We start from the raw sequence: 15,005 nt of genomic DNA on the forward strand, positions 1-15,005 counted from the left end.
CCGTGGTGCGTGGCACGTTCCCACGCCGCGCCGCCGCCTTTGAAGCACGGCAAAACGACAGCAAGGAAGGCCACCTGCCCTGGCGCCGCCTGACCGCCGAATACACCAGCGAAAAAACCGGCGACACGTACTTGCTGATCTACCGCATCGCCCACCCGGAACTCGACGAATGGCACCGCAGCAGCCTCACGTGGCCATTGAGCGCCCTGGCGATTGCCCTGGTGGTGCTGACCCTGTTCAGCCTGTTCGTCACTTTATCCATAACCCGCCCGCTGAGCCGCCTGCGCGGCGCGGTGCATGACCTTGGCCAGGCCACCTACCAGCAAAATAGCCTGGCGCGCCTGGCCAACCGCCGTGATGAGTTCGGCGTACTCGCCACCGACTTCAACCGCATGGGCGCACGCCTGCAAAGCCTGATCGGCAGTCAGCGCCAATTACTGCGCGACGTGTCCCACGAACTGCGCTCGCCCCTGGCGCGCCTGCGGATCGCCCTGGCCCTGGCCGAACGCGCCGGCCCCGAAGAGCGGGAAAAACTCTGGCCTCGCCTGACCCGCGAATGCGACCGCCTGGAAGCCTTGATCAGCGAAATCCTGGTATTGGCCCGCGTCGATGCCGATAACGCCAGCGCCGAGGACGTCGACCTAAATCCCCTGCTCAAGTCCCTGCAAAAAGACGCCCAGCTCAGCGGGCCCGACCAGGTGGTGCAATTGACCAGCGAACACGACCTGCACCTCAAGGGCTGGCCGACCATGATCGAACGCGCCGTCGATAACCTGCTGCGCAATGCCCAACGGTTCAACCCGCCAGGCGAGGCCATCGAATTGCGGGCGCAGCGCCACGGCGAACGCATCCTGATCAGCGTGCGCGACCACGGCCCCGGTGTGGACGCCGAGCACCTCAGCCAACTGGGCGAGCCGTTCTACCGTGCGCCCGGCCAGACCGCCCAAGGCCACGGCCTGGGCCTGGCGATTGCGCGGCGTGCAGCCGAGCGCCATGGCGGCAGCCTGATCCTGGCCAATCATCCCGGCGGTGGCTTTATCGCCAGCATCGACCTGCCGTTGGAACCTGGGGTTGTCATACCGGTGTGATGTTCTTTTATAGTGGCCCTTCTCTTACGGAGGGCCTTTGATGACTGACCTGCTGACTCCCATCCAAGCCGCACTCGATCTGCCCCAAACACCGTTGACCCTGACCGAGGCTGGCGCCCTGCCCTCGACCTTCGCCGTTACCGAACTGGCCAGTGCCAGCGTCGGCGCGGCCGGACAGGCCGTCGCCCGGTTGATCCAGCAACAGACCGGGCGCTTGCCCAGCGTGAGTGTCGACCGACGCCTCGCGTCGTTTTGGTTCTCTTCCTCGATTCGCCCGCTTGGCTGGCACGTGCCGCCACTGTGGGACGCAGTGGCCGGCGACTACGCCGGCGCCGATGGCTGGATTCGCCTGCACACCAACGCGCCCCATCACCGTGCCGCCGCCGAACAGGTGCTGGGCAACGTCGTAGATCGCGCCGAGATGGCAGCCAAAGTCGCAGCGTGGAATGCCGCAGAGCTGGAACAGGCGATTGTCGATGCCGGTGGTTGCGCGGCGCAGATGCGCACGTGGCAGGCCTGGCAAATCCATCCGCAAGGGTTGGCGGTGAATGCTGAAGCGCTGATACAGCGCCAGACTTTCGACACCATCCGTGACACGCCCTGGCTCGGCTCAGTCGCCCGTCCGCTGGCCGGCATCAAGGTACTCGACCTGACCCGCGTACTGGCCGGCCCCGTGGCCAGCCGCTTTCTGGCGGGCCTGGGCGCCAATGTATTGCGAATCGACTCGCCCACCTGGAACGAGCCCGGCGTGGTGCCGGAAATGACCCTCGGCAAACGCTGCGCCCGACTGAACCTCAAAAACCCCGAAGACCGGCAGATTTTCGAAAGCCTGCTCAAGGACGCCGACATCCTGTTCCACGGTTACCGCGCCGATGCCCTGGAACAATTGGGCTACACCCCCAGCGCGCTGCAAACCCTCGCCCCCGGCTTGATCGATGTAAGCCTCAACGCCTACGGCTGGAGCGGCCCGTGGCGCAACCGCCGAGGGTTCGACAGCCTGGTGCAAATGAGCAGCGGTGTCGCCGACGCGGGCATGGCCTGGAAACAATCGGATAAGCCGGTGCCGCTGCCGTTGCAGGCGCTGGATCACGCCACCGGGTATTTGATGGCGGCCAGTGCCATCCGGGCCTTGAGCGAACGCTTGGAATCCGGCCGTGGTGGGTCGGCGCGGTTGTCCTTGGCGCGCACGGCAAGGTTGTTGGTGGAAGCAGGACACATGCCGGAGCAACCCGCGTTGCGGGCCGAAGAGCCGGGTGATCAAGGCCTGGTCGTGGAACAGACCGCCTGGGGCCAGGCCCACCGGTTGCTACCCCCGCTGACCATCAGCGGTACGCCATTGCAGTGGGATTTGCCGGCCGGGGAATTAGGCTCGCACCGAGCACAGTGGTGATCTGGCGGCCGCTGTCGGGGGCAAGCCGAATCGTCGCACCGCCCCTCCCACATTTTTAACTGTGCACACCGTCAAATGTGGGAGGGAGCTTGCTCCCGATGAGGCCAGTACAGACAACCCGTTCATAACGAAAGAACCCCGCTGTACAACCCATAAGCGGCGAGCCCGGCACCGGCGATCACGCAACTGAAAATGCCTTTCTCCATGTGAGTAAACAACGGCCGACCCTGCTCACGCTTGGCCAGGGCAAACAGGATCACGCCCGGCGCATAGAGCAGCGCCGACAGCAGCAAATACTTCAAGCCCCCGGCGTAGAGCAGCCATACCGCATAACCCAGAGCAATCACGCCCACCAGCAGATCCTTGAATCGCTGACGCTGGGCACCTTCATAGGTTTCGCCGCGCCCGCTCAACAGCACCGCATAGGCCGCCGACCACAGGTACGGCACCAGGATCATCGATGAGGCCAGGTAAATGAGGGTGGTGTAGGTGCTGTGGGAAAACAGCGTGATTACCAGGAAGACCTGGATCATCACATTCGTCAGCCACAGCGCATTGACCGGCACCTGGTTGGCGTTTTCCTTTTTCAGAAAGGCCGGCATGGTGTTGTCATGGGCAGTGGCGTAGAGGATTTCCGCGCAGAGCAGCGCCCAGGACAGCAACGCGCCCAACAACGACACCGCCAGGCCCAGGCTGATCAGCATCGCGCCCCAAGGGCCGACGATATGCTCCAGTACCCCCGCCAACGAGGGGTTTTGCAGGCCAGCCAGTTCCGGCTGGCTCATGATCCCGAGGGACAGCACATTGACCAGCACCAGCAGCGCCAGCACGCCCAGAAAGCCGATGACCGTGGCCCGGCCGACGTCCGAGCGTTTCTCGGCCCGCGCCGAATAAACGCTGGCGCCTTCGATGCCGATAAACACAAACACCGTGACCAGCATCATGTTGCGCACCTGGTCCACCACGCTGCCAAGCTGCGGGTTGCCCAGGCCCCAGATATCGCGGCGGAAGATATCGGCCTTGAACGCCACCGCCGCGATCACGATAAACATCAGCAACGGCACGATCTTCGCCACGGTGGTGATCTGGTTGATGAACGCCGCCTCCTTGATCCCGCGCATCACCAGAAAATGCACGGCCCACAGCAGCACCGAGGCACAGCCGATGGCCACCGGCGTATTGCCCTGGCCGAACACCGGAAAAAAGTAGCCAAGGGTGCTGAACAGCAACACGAAGTAACCGACGTTGCCCATCCACGCGCTGATCCAATAACCCCAGGCCGACGAGAACCCCATGTAATCGCCAAAACCGGCCTTGGCGTAGGCATACACCCCGGAATCCAACTCGGGTTTGCGATTGGCCAGGGTCTGGAACACAAACGCCAAGGTGAGCATGCCGACGGCAGTGATTGCCCAGCCGATCAGTACGGCACCGACCTCGGCGCGGGCGGCCATGTTTTGCGGCAGGGAGAAGATCCCGCCACCAATCATCGAACCGACCACCAGGGCGATCAGGGCGCTGAGTCGAAGTTTCTGGGCCGGTTGGGACATGAACGCTCCTGGAGACTTAACAGTTATAGCTGACCACCATGCACTCAACTAATTAACTCAGCGAGTGTAGCGTTTATTAGAGACGGCGATAAAACTGGCACACTCATAACCTAATGGCATTTCAACTCAATGGCATTCAGGCTTATTTAGATTTTAAATACTGCATTACCTTTAACCCTTATAGCCAATACGTGAAGCCCAGCTGAAAAAGTTTGCACATCCGCAAAAACGGTCTAGCTTCAAACGTCCATAGCCCTGGCTAAATAATTAATTCCAATGGCATAACCGCTCTGCGCAGCGTGTTTCCGAGGATTCTTATCGCCCACGAGTTTCCACCCTAAGTCATTAATTCACAATGGAATGTGCCAATGAAGTGATCTGAGTCAGCTGTTTGATTAGCACACGGAATTATTCTGTGGTCTCTCTTCTCCTGCATTGGAGTTATGCGATGTCTGAATCTCCCGGAAAACTTCGATTAGGCGCCTTGGTTGCACTTGTTGTGGGTTCGATGATTGGTGGCGGGATCTTCTCCCTGCCGCAAAACATGGCCGCCAGCGCCGATGTCGGTGCGGTATTGATCGGTTGGGTGATTACCGCCATTGGCATGTTGACCCTCGCGTTCGTATTCCAGACCCTGGCCAACCGCAAGCCCAACCTCGATGGCGGCGTCTACGCCTACGCCAAGGCCGGTTTTGGCGACTACATGGGTTTCTCGTCGGCCTGGGGTTACTGGATCAGTGCGTGGCTGGGCAACGTCGGCTACTTCGTGTTGCTGTTCAGCACCCTCGGTTACTTCTTCCCGATCTTTGGCGAAGGCAACACCCCCGCAGCTGTGATTGGCGCGTCGGTATTGCTGTGGGCCGTGCATTTTCTGGTGCTGCGCGGGATCAAGGAAGCGGCGTTCATCAACCTGGTGACCACCGTCGCCAAGGTCGTGCCGCTGGTGTTGTTCGTGTTGATCGCGCTGTTTGCATTCAAGCTGGAGATCTTTACCGCTGACATCTGGGGCGTGAAAAACCCTGACCTGGGCAGTGTGATGAACCAGGTGCGCAACATGATGCTGGTCACCGTGTGGGTGTTCATCGGCATCGAAGGCGCGAGCATCTTCTCGTCCCGTGCGGAAAAACGCTCCGACGTGGGCAAGGCCACTGTGATCGGCTTTATCACCGTGCTGCTGTTTTTGATGCTGGTGAACGTGTTGTCCCTCGGCATCATGACCCAACCGGAACTGGCCAAGTTGCAGAACCCGTCGATGGCTGCGGTGCTGGAGCATGTGGTCGGCCATTGGGGCGCGGTGCTGATCAGCGTCGGCTTGATCATCTCGTTGCTGGGGGCGTTGCTGTCGTGGGTGCTGCTGTGTGCGGAGATCATGTTCGCCGCCGCCAAGGACCACACCATGCCGGAGTTCCTGCGCAAGGAGAACGCCAACCACGTGCCGGTCAATGCGCTGTGGCTGACCAACGCCATGGTGCAACTGTTCCTGATCATTACCCTGTTTTCCGCCAGCACTTACCTGTCGCTGATCTACCTCGCCACCTCGATGATCCTGGTGCCCTACCTGTGGTCGGCGGCCTACGCGCTGCTGCTGGCGGTGCGCGGCGAGACCTACGAAAACGCCCTTAAAGAGCGCAGGAAAGACCTGTTCATCGGCGCCGTCGCGCTGATCTACGCGGTGTGGCTGCTCTATGCCGGCGGCACCAAATACCTGCTGCTCTCCGCCCTGCTCTACGCCCCCGGCGCGATCCTGTTCGCCAAGGCCAAACGTGAGCTGGGCAAACCGATTTTCACCAACGTCGAGAAGCTGATTTTCGCCGCAGTCGTGATTGGCGCCCTGGTGGCTGCCTATGGCCTCTACGACGGCTTCCTGACTCTGTAACTGTTGACCCTTGGAGGATCTGTAATGACCACGGAAAAAGTGAAGTACGGCGTACATTCCGAAGCCGGCAAACTGCGCAAAGTCATGGTGTGCTCCCCAGGCTTGGCCCACCAGCGGCTGACCCCCAACAACTGCGATGAACTGCTGTTCGATGATGTGCTGTGGGTGGCCCAGGCCAAGCGCGACCATTTCGACTTCGTGACCAAGATGCGTGAGCGGGATATTGATGTGCTGGAAATGCACAACCTGCTGACCGACATCGTTGCGAACCCTGAAGCCCTGGACTGGATCCTGGCGCGCAAAATCACCTCCAACACAGTAGGCCTGGGCCTGGTCGATGAAGTCAGCTCATGGCTGCGCAGCCTGGAGCCGCGCAAGACTGCCGAATTCCTGATCGGTGGTGTATCGGCCGACGACCTGCCGAGCAGCTTCGGTGGCAAGACCATCGAGATGTTCCGCGATTTCCTCGGGCATGCCAGTTTCATTCTGCCGCCGTTGCCCAACACTCAGTTCACCCGCGACACCACCTGCTGGATCTACGGCGGCGTGACGCTCAACCCGATGTACTGGCCGGCGCGTCGCCAGGAAACCCTGCTGGCCAGCGCCATTTACAAATTCCACCCTGAATTCACCAACGCCGACTTCCAGATCTGGTACGGCGACCCCGACCAGGAACACGGTGCCGCTACGCTCGAAGGCGGCGACGTGATGCCGATTGGCAATGGCGTGGTGTTGATCGGCATGGGCGAGCGCTCGTCCCACCAAGCCATCGGCCAGTTGGCGCGCAACCTGTTCAAAAACAAAGCCGTGGAACGGGTGATCGTCGCCGGCCTGCCGAAATCCCGCGCGGCGATGCACCTGGACACCGTATTCAGCTTCTGCGACCGCGACCTGGTCACCGTCTTCCCCGAAGTGGTCAACCAGATCGTCCCCTTCACCCTGCGCCCTGACGAAAGCAAGCCGCACGGTATCGATATCCAACGGGAGAAAACCAACTTCCTCGAAACGGTGGCCGCCGCCCTCAACCTCAAGGCACTGCGCGTGGTGGAAACCGGTGGCAACGCCTTCGCCGCCGAACGCGAGCAGTGGGACGACGGCAACAACGTGGTGGCCGTGGAGCCGGGCGTGGTGATCGGCTACGACCGCAACACCTACACCAACACCCTGCTGCGCAAGGCCGGGGTGGAAGTCATCACCATCAGCGCCGGCGAACTCGGCCGCGGCCGTGGCGGCGGTCACTGCATGACCTGCCCAATCATCCGCGACCCTATCGACTATTAAGGAGAACTCTTATGGCTTTCAACATGCGCAACCGCAGCCTGCTGTCGCTGATGCACCACACCACCCGCGAGCTGCACTACCTGCTGGACCTGTCCCGCGACCTCAAACGCGCCAAATACACCGGCACCGAGCGTCCGCACCTGAAGGGCAAGAACATCGCGCTGATCTTCGAAAAAACCTCGACCCGCACCCGGTGCGCCTTCGAAGTGGCGGCCCACGACCAGGGTGCCCACGTCACCTATATCGACCCGGTGTCGTCGCAGATCGGCCACAAAGAAAGCATGAAAGACACCGCCCGCGTGCTCGGTCGGATGTTCGATGCCATTGAATACCGTGGCTTCGAGCAGGAAATCGTCGAAGAGCTGGCCAAGTTCGCCGGCGTGCCGGTGTTCAACGGCCTGACCGCCGAATTCCACCCGACGCAAATGATCGCCGACACCCTGACCATGCGCGAACACAGCGACAAGCCGCTGCATGACATCAGCTACGCCTACCTGGGCGACGCCCGTTACAACATGGGTAACTCGCTGCTGATGATCGGCGCCAAGCTCGGCATGGACGTGCGCATCGGCGCACCGAAAGCCCTGTGGCCCCATGAAGATTTCATCAAGCAATGCCAGGCATTTGCCGAGGAAAGCGGCGCACGCATCACCATCACCGAAGACCCGAAAGAAGCCGTGAAGGGCGTGGACTTCATCCACACCGACATCTGGGTGTCCATGGGTGAGCCGGTGGAGGCATGGGACGAGCGCATCGAGCAACTGCTGCCGTACCAGGTCAACGCCAAGATGATGAAAGCCTCGGGCAACCCTCGGGTGAAGTTCATGCACTGCCTGCCGGCGTTCCACAACAGCGAAACCAAGGTGGGCAAGGACATCGCCGCGCGGTATCCGAACCTGGCCAATGGCGTGGAAGTGACTGAAGAGGTGTTTGAGTCGCCGGCCAACATTGCCTTTGAGCAAGCGGAAAACCGCATGCATACCATCAAGGCGATCCTGGTGTCGGCGTTGGCGGATATCTAACTCTCACTGCCGGAACACAATAAAAATGTGGGGAGGAGGCTTGCCCCCTCCCACATTTTGCCTTGTGTCCACAAAGCTGAATTCTAGAAGGATCGTATTATGCGCATCGTCGTAGCCCTGGGCGGCAACGCCCTCCTGCGCCGTGGTGAACCCATGACGGCGGACAACCAACGCGCCAACATCCGCATCGCCACCGAACAGATTGCCAGGATCCACCCCGGCAACGAGCTGGTGATCGCCCACGGCAATGGCCCGCAAGTCGGCCTGCTGTCGTTGCAGGCGGCGGCCTACACCAGCGTTTCGCCTTACCCGCTGGACGTGCTCGGCGCCGAGACCGAAGGCATGATCGGCTACATCATCGAACAGGAACTGGGCAACCTGCTGGACTTTGAAGTGCCCTTCGCCACCCTGCTCACCCAAGTGGAAGTGGACGCCAAGGACCCGGCCTTCCAGAACCCCACCAAGCCCATCGGCCCGGTGTATTCCAAAGCCGAAGCGGAAAAACTCGCCGCCGAAAAAGGCTGGGCCATCGCCCCGGACGGCGATAAATACCGCCGTGTCGTCGCCAGCCCACGCCCCAAACGCATCTTTGAAATCCGCCCGATCAAGTGGTTGCTGGAAAAAAGCGCCATCGTCATTTGTGCCGGCGGTGGCGGCATCCCGACGATGTATGGCGAAGACGGCAAACTGCGCGGCATCGAAGCCGTCATCGACAAAGACCTGTGCTCGTCGCTATTGGCCTCGCAACTGGACGCCGATTTGCTGGTGATCGCCACCGACGTCAATGCTGCCTTTATCGACTTCGGCAAGCCGACCCAGAAGGCCATCGGCCAGGCCCACCCCGATGACATGGAAAAACTCGGCTTTGCCGCCGGCTCCATGGGACCCAAGGTACAAGCCGCCTGCGAGTTCGCCCGCCAGACTGGCAAAACCGCGGTCATCGGTTCACTCTCGGACATCGAAGCCATCGTCCAGGGCAGCGCCGGCACCCGCATCAGCACGGCAACACCTGGCATCACCTATCAGTGAAGTAGAGGAGATACGCCTATGGCCACCTTTGAACCCGGTCACTTGCATATCGAACGTCACGCGCTCAACAATAACGACGTCAGCTACGACCTTTGCCTGGACTACGAAGTCGTCACACATGACGCCGAAGGCAAAGGCATGCAATTCACCCTGCACGGCAACATCCAGGGCAAGGACATGAAGGAAACGTTTTTCCTGCCCAAGGACCAGGCTTACAACTTCGCCAGCAATGTGACCAAGATCGTCGAGAAATACGGCATTCCCAAGACCCACAGTAGCGTCGGCTCGCAACACAAGCATTACGACATGATGTTCGAAGATGTGCGGCATCAACTGGATATGAAGTCCGGTGATCCGGTCAAACCCGAACACCTGGAGTAACGCAGAGCAATGTGGGAGGGGGCTTGCCCCCGATTGCAGTGTGTCAGCAACAGATCTATTGGCTGATCCACCGCAATCGGGGGCAAGCCCCCTCCCACATTTTGATCTCCATTATTTGTCAGATTTCACCTGCGCCCCTCGCCAAGGCATACTTGCGCCCTCTCGCACCTCAGAATCGTCAGCCACTGCATGCGTATCCACGTCAGCTTCATCGACCGCGTCGGCATCACCCAGGAAGTCCTGGCCCTGCTCGGTGGGCGCAATCTCAATCTGGATGCGGTGGAGATGGTGCCGCCCAACGTCTATATCGACGCGCCGACCCTCAGCGCCGAGGTGCTTGAGGAACTGCGCGATGCGCTGTTCAGCGTGCACGGTGTGCAGGCGGTGACGGTGGTGGACATCCTTCCCGGCCAACGTCGCCACCTGCAACTCGATGCCCTGCTCGCCGCCATGACGGACCCGGTGCTGGCGCTGGACAGCGCGGGCAAGGTCCTGCTGGCCAACCCGGCGCTGATTGCCCTGTACGGGCGGGAACCGGCCGGGGAAAGCATCGCAGAGCTGTTCAACGACCCGGCGCTGCTCGATACCTTGTTGGAAAACGGCTTTCGCCTGCCCCTGCGCGAGATCAGTGTCAACGGCCAGACCTTGCTGCTGGACGCCACGCCGATCACCGATGCCGGCGCCCTGCTTACCCTGTACCAACCCAACCGCATTGGTGAACAGCTGTCGGCGCTGCACCACGACCATGCCGAAGGCTTTGATGCGCTGCTGGGCGAATCGCCAGTGATCCGAACGCTCAAGGCGCGGGCGCAACGGGTCGCGGCGTTGGATGCACCGCTGCTGATCCAGGGCGAAACCGGTACCGGCAAAGAGCTGGTGGCCCGCGCCTGCCACGCCATCAGCGCGCGGCACAGTGCGCCATTTCTGGCGCTGAACTGCGCGGCGCTGCCGGAGAACCTCGCCGAAAGTGAGTTGTTCGGTTATGCACCTGGCGCCTTTACCGGCGCGCAACGAGGTGGCAAACCCGGTTTGATGGAACTGGCCAACCAGGGCACGGTGTTCCTCGATGAAATCGGCGAGATGTCGCCGTATTTGCAAGCCAAACTGCTGCGTTTTTTGAACGACGGCAGCTTTCGTCGGGTCGGCGGTGACCGTGAAGTGAAGGTCAATGTGCGCATTCTCAGTGCCACTCACCGCGATTTGGAAAAGATGGTCAGCGAAGGCACCTTCCGCGAAGACCTGTTCTACCGCCTCAATGTACTCAACGTCGAAGTACCGCCCCTGCGCGAACGCGGCCAGGACATCCTGCTGCTGGCGCGTTACTTCATGCAGCAGGCCTGCGCGCAGATCCAGCGCCCGGTCTGCCGCCTGGCGCCAGGCACCTATCCGGCACTGTTGGGCAACCGCTGGCCGGGCAATGTGCGCCAGCTGCAGAACGTGATCTTCCGCGCCGCCGCCATCTGCGAAAGCAGCCTGGTCGACATCGGCGACCTGGACATCGCCGGTACCTCCGTGGCGCGCCAGAGCGACGGTGAAATCGATAGCCTGGAACAGGCCGTGGAAGACTTTGAACGCGGCCTGCTGGAAAAGCTCTACACCAGCTATCCGTCGACCCGACAACTGGCCAGCCGCCTGCAAACCTCCCATACGGCCATTGCCCATCGACTGCGCAAGTACGGCATCCCCAACAAGCCCTGACCCAATTTGAAATGCAATCAATGTGGGAGGGGCGGTGCGACGATTCAACTTGCCCCCTCCCACATTTAAAACCCATTCCAGGTTTTGGTCTGATAACGACATCCGCTGTCCTGAAATCGCTACAGCGTAACGATATCGCTACAACCCTGTTTTTTGCGCGCCATGCAAGGCGTTGATCCACATAGGCTTTTTTTAACGCGCCGGGCTGTATCGAATTCGCTACAGCTTCTATGCATAATCTCATAACCAATTTTATCAAGTTATTGATTTATAAAGACTTAATAACATTGGCCGCGATCTTGCTAAGCAACTCATCATTATTCCAATCCCGTCCACCAGACGAATCTGGCCCTGAGGAGTTTCCATGAGCGAGTTGCGTTTCACTGAAGATCACGAATGGCTGCGCGCCGAAGCCGATGGCAGCGTCACCGTGGGTATCACCGCTTTTGCGCAGAACGCGCTGGGTGATGTGGTTTTCGTGCAACTGCCTGAGCTGCAGGCCTACGACAAGGGCGCTGAAGCCTCCACCGTGGAATCGGTTAAAGCGGCCAGCGGTGTGTACATGCCGTTGGACGGTGAAGTCCTCGAGGTCAACGACAAGCTCGATGGCAGCCCGGAACTGGTCAACGAAGACCCCACGGGCGAAGGCTGGTTCTTCCGCTTTAAACCGGCCGACGCCGAGGCTGTAGCTAAACTGTTGGATCAGGATGCGTATGACCGCCTGATCAAAGCCAACGCTGAAGCCTGAGGAGCGCGCCATGACTGTTAATTTGAGCACCGCCAACGAATTCATCGCCCGCCACATCGGCCCGCGCCAGGAAGATGAGCAGCAAATGCTCGCCAGCCTGGGCTTTGACTCCCTGGAAGCCTTGAGCGCCAGTGTGATCCCGGAAAGCATCAAGGGCACCAGCGTGCTCGGCCTGGAAGACGGCTTGAGCGAAGCCGAGGCCCTGGCCAAGATCAAAGCCATCGCCAACCAGAACCAACTGTTCAAGACCTACATCGGCCAGGGCTACTACAACTGCCACACGCCGTCGCCGATCCTGCGCAACCTGTTGGAAAACCCAGCCTGGTACACCGCCTACACGCCGTACCAGCCGGAGATTTCCCAAGGCCGCCTGGAGGCGCTGCTGAACTTCCAGACCCTGATCAGCGACCTCACCGGCCTGCCGATCGCCAACGCATCCTTGCTCGACGAAGCCACCGCCGCCGCCGAAGCCATGACCTTCTGCAAGCGCCTGAGCAAGAACAAAGGCAGCAACGCCTTCTTCGCCTCCGTGCACAGCCACCCGCAGACCCTCGACGTGCTGCGCACCCGCGCCGAGCCGCTGGGTATCGAGGTGGTAGTCGGCGACGAGCGTGAACTGACCGACGTCAGCCCGTTCTTCGGCGCCCTGCTGCAATACCCGGCGAGCAACGGTGATGTGTTCGACTACCGCGCACTGACCGAACGCTTCCACGCCGCCCATGCATTGGTGGCCGTGGCTGCCGACCTGCTGGCCCTGACCCTGCTGACCCCGCCGGGTGAGTTCGGCGCTGACGTGGCCATCGGCAGCGCGCAACGCTTCGGCGTGCCGCTGGGTTTTGGTGGCCCGCACGCGGCGTATTTCTCCACCAAGGATGCGTTCAAGCGCGATATGCCGGGCCGTTTGGTCGGTGTGTCCGTGGACCGTTTCGGCAAGCCCGCCCTGCGCCTGGCCATGCAGACCCGCGAGCAACATATCCGCCGTGAGAAAGCCACCAGCAACATCTGCACCGCCCAAGTGCTGCTGGCCAACATCGCCAGCATGTACGCCGTGTACCACGGGCCTGAAGGCCTGACCCAGATTGCCCAGCGCATTCACCAGTTGACCGCGATCCTGGCCAAGGGCTTGACCGCCCTGGGCTTGAAGGTCGAGCAGGAAAACTTCTTCGACACCCTCACACTCAACACCGGCGCCAACACCGCCGCCCTGCACGACAAGGCCCATGCCCAGCGCATCAACCTGCGTGTGGTGGATGCCGAGCGTGTCGGCCTGTCGGTGGATGAAACCACCACCCAAGCCGATATCGAAACCCTGTGGTCAATCTTTGCCGACGGCAAGGCCCTGCCCGCCTTCGCCGCCACTGAGAGCACCCTGCCCGCCGCCCTGCTGCGCCAGTCGCCGATCCTCAGCCACCCGGTGTTCAACCGCTACCACTCGGAAACCGAGCTGATGCGCTACCTGCGCAAGCTGGCGGATAAAGACCTGGCCCTGGACCGCACCATGATCCCGCTGGGCTCGTGCACCATGAAGCTCAACGCCGCCAGCGAAATGATCCCGGTGACCTGGGCCGAATTCGGTGCCCTGCATCCGTTCGCCCCCGCCGCACAAAGCGCCGGCTACCTGCAACTGACCTCCGACCTGGAAGCCATGCTCTGCGCGGCCACCGGTTATGACGCGATCTCGCTGCAGCCGAACGCCGGCTCCCAAGGTGAGTACGCTGGCCTGCTGGCCATCCGTGCCTATCACCAGAGCCGTGGCGAAGACCGCCGCGACATCTGCCTGATCCCATCGTCGGCCCACGGCACCAACCCGGCGACCGCCAACATGGCCGGCATGCGCGTCGTCGTCACCGCCTGCGATGCCCGTGGCAACGTGGACATCGAAGACCTGCGCGCCAAAGCCATCGAGCACCGCGAGCACCTCGCCGCGCTGATGATCACCTACCCGTCCACCCACGGCGTGTTCGAGGAAGGCATCCGCGAAATCTGCGGCGTCATCCACGACAACGGCGGCCAGGTGTACATCGACGGCGCCAACATGAACGCCATGGTCGGCCTGTGCGCACCGGGCAAGTTCGGCGGCGACGTGTCCCACCTGAACCTGCACAAGACGTTCTGCATTCCCCACGGCGGTGGCGGCCCGGGCGTTGGCCCGATTGGTGTCAAATCCCACCTCACGCCATTCCTGCCTGGCCACGCGGCCATGGCACGCAAGGAAGGCGCGGTCTGCGCGGCACCGTTCGGCAGTGCGAGCATTCTGCCGATCACCTGGATGTACATCAGCATGATGGGCGGCGCGGGCCTCAAGCGCGCTTCGCAGTTGGCGATCCTGAATGCCAACTACATCTCCCGTCGCCTGGAAGAGCACTACCCCGTGCTCTACACCGGCAGCAACGGCCTGGTGGCACACGAATGCATCCTCGACCTGCGCCCACTCAAGGACAGCAGCGGCATCAGTGTGGATGACGTGGCCAAGCGGCTGATCGACTTTGGCTTCCACGCGCCGACCATGTCGTTCCCGGTGGCTGGCACCTTGATGATCGAGCCGACCGAAAGTGAATCCAAGGAAGAACTGGACCGCTTCTGCGACGCCATGATCGCCATCCGCGAAGAAATCCGCGCAGTGGAAAACGGCACGCTGGACAAGGACGACAACCCGCTGAAGAACGCACCGCACACCGCGGCGGAACTGGTGGGCGAATGGAGCCACCCATACAGCCGCGAACAGGCGGTGTACCCGGTTGCGTCGTTGATCGAAGGCAAGTACTGGCCTCCGGTTGGCCGGGTCGACAACGTGTTTGGCGACCGCAACCTGGTGTGTGCGTGCCCGTCAATTGAGAGCTACGCATAATCTGAGGACGCACTCAGTCAAAATGTGGGAGGGGCTTGCCCCCGATGAGGGCGTGTCAGTCACCAGACCTATCAACTGACACACCGCTATCGGG

At 61.3% G+C, this 15,005-nt stretch carries 11 protein-coding genes; 10 read left to right on the plus strand and 1 reads right to left on the minus strand.

Annotation, left to right across the window (positions count from 1 at the left end; all coding sequences use genetic code 11):
• Together IQK56_RS10700 and IQK56_RS10705 are read left to right on the plus strand one after the other, a co-directional pair.
• Nucleotides 1–1,088, plus strand: a 1,088-nt coding sequence (locus tag IQK56_RS10700; RefSeq protein WP_193901683.1) for a sensor histidine kinase, incomplete at its 5' end; no start/stop codon positions are given.
• A gap of 40 nt (nucleotides 1,089–1,128) precedes the next feature.
• Complete coding sequence (locus tag IQK56_RS10705) at nucleotides 1,129–2,478, plus strand: CoA transferase (RefSeq protein ID WP_193864148.1); 1,350 nt, start codon at nucleotides 1,129–1,131, stop codon at nucleotides 2,476–2,478.
• Between the two features lie 122 nt (nucleotides 2,479–2,600).
• Here the strand turns inward: IQK56_RS10705 and arcD (IQK56_RS10710) are convergent, their stop codons facing one another.
• A complete protein-coding gene (gene arcD / locus IQK56_RS10710; RefSeq protein WP_122305140.1) occupies nucleotides 2,601–4,028 on the minus strand; it encodes an arginine-ornithine antiporter in 1,428 nt (475 codons plus the stop codon).
• 448 nt (nucleotides 4,029–4,476) lie between these two features.
• Between arcD (IQK56_RS10710) and arcD (IQK56_RS10715) the strand changes: the two genes are divergently transcribed.
• The 8 genes from arcD (IQK56_RS10715) (at nucleotide 4,477) to gcvP (ending at nucleotide 14,911) form a co-directional block, all read left to right on the plus strand.
• The gene (gene arcD / locus IQK56_RS10715; RefSeq protein ID WP_122305141.1) at nucleotides 4,477–5,904 is read left to right on the plus strand and encodes an arginine-ornithine antiporter; all 1,428 of its coding nucleotides are present in this window, start codon (nucleotides 4,477–4,479) and stop codon (nucleotides 5,902–5,904) included.
• A gap of 24 nt (nucleotides 5,905–5,928) precedes the next feature.
• Nucleotides 5,929–7,185, plus strand: a complete 1,257-nt coding sequence (arcA, locus tag IQK56_RS10720; protein WP_122305142.1) for an arginine deiminase — start codon at nucleotides 5,929–5,931, stop codon at nucleotides 7,183–7,185.
• A gap of 11 nt (nucleotides 7,186–7,196) precedes the next feature.
• The gene (locus tag IQK56_RS10725) at nucleotides 7,197–8,207 is read left to right on the plus strand and encodes an ornithine carbamoyltransferase (protein WP_071484378.1); all 1,011 of its coding nucleotides are present in this window, start codon (nucleotides 7,197–7,199) and stop codon (nucleotides 8,205–8,207) included.
• A gap of 99 nt (nucleotides 8,208–8,306) precedes the next feature.
• Nucleotides 8,307–9,236: a carbamate kinase gene (arcC, locus tag IQK56_RS10730; RefSeq protein ID WP_122305144.1), complete on the plus strand. Its 930-nt coding sequence runs from the start codon at nucleotides 8,307–8,309 to the stop codon at nucleotides 9,234–9,236.
• A gap of 18 nt (nucleotides 9,237–9,254) precedes the next feature.
• Nucleotides 9,255–9,617: a DUF5064 family protein gene (locus tag IQK56_RS10735; RefSeq protein ID WP_150761608.1), complete on the plus strand. Its 363-nt coding sequence runs from the start codon at nucleotides 9,255–9,257 to the stop codon at nucleotides 9,615–9,617.
• 189 nt (nucleotides 9,618–9,806) lie between these two features.
• The gene (locus IQK56_RS10740; RefSeq protein ID WP_150675616.1) at nucleotides 9,807–11,315 is read left to right on the plus strand and encodes a sigma-54-dependent transcriptional regulator; all 1,509 of its coding nucleotides are present in this window, start codon (nucleotides 9,807–9,809) and stop codon (nucleotides 11,313–11,315) included.
• A 364-nt stretch (nucleotides 11,316–11,679) separates the two neighbouring features.
• Nucleotides 11,680–12,063, plus strand: coding sequence for a glycine cleavage system protein GcvH (gene gcvH, locus IQK56_RS10745; RefSeq protein WP_193863944.1), 384 nt, complete (start codon nucleotides 11,680–11,682; stop codon nucleotides 12,061–12,063).
• A 10-nt stretch (nucleotides 12,064–12,073) separates the two neighbouring features.
• On the plus strand, nucleotides 12,074–14,911 hold the full coding sequence (gene gcvP, locus IQK56_RS10750; RefSeq protein ID WP_150675615.1) for an aminomethyl-transferring glycine dehydrogenase: 2,838 nt from the start codon (nucleotides 12,074–12,076) through the stop codon (nucleotides 14,909–14,911).
• The last annotated feature ends 94 nt before the right edge of the window (nucleotides 14,912–15,005 follow it).

Source organism: Pseudomonas cyclaminis (assembly GCF_015163715.1).
GTDB classification, from domain to species: Bacteria; Pseudomonadota; Gammaproteobacteria; order Pseudomonadales; family Pseudomonadaceae; genus Aquipseudomonas; species Aquipseudomonas cyclaminis.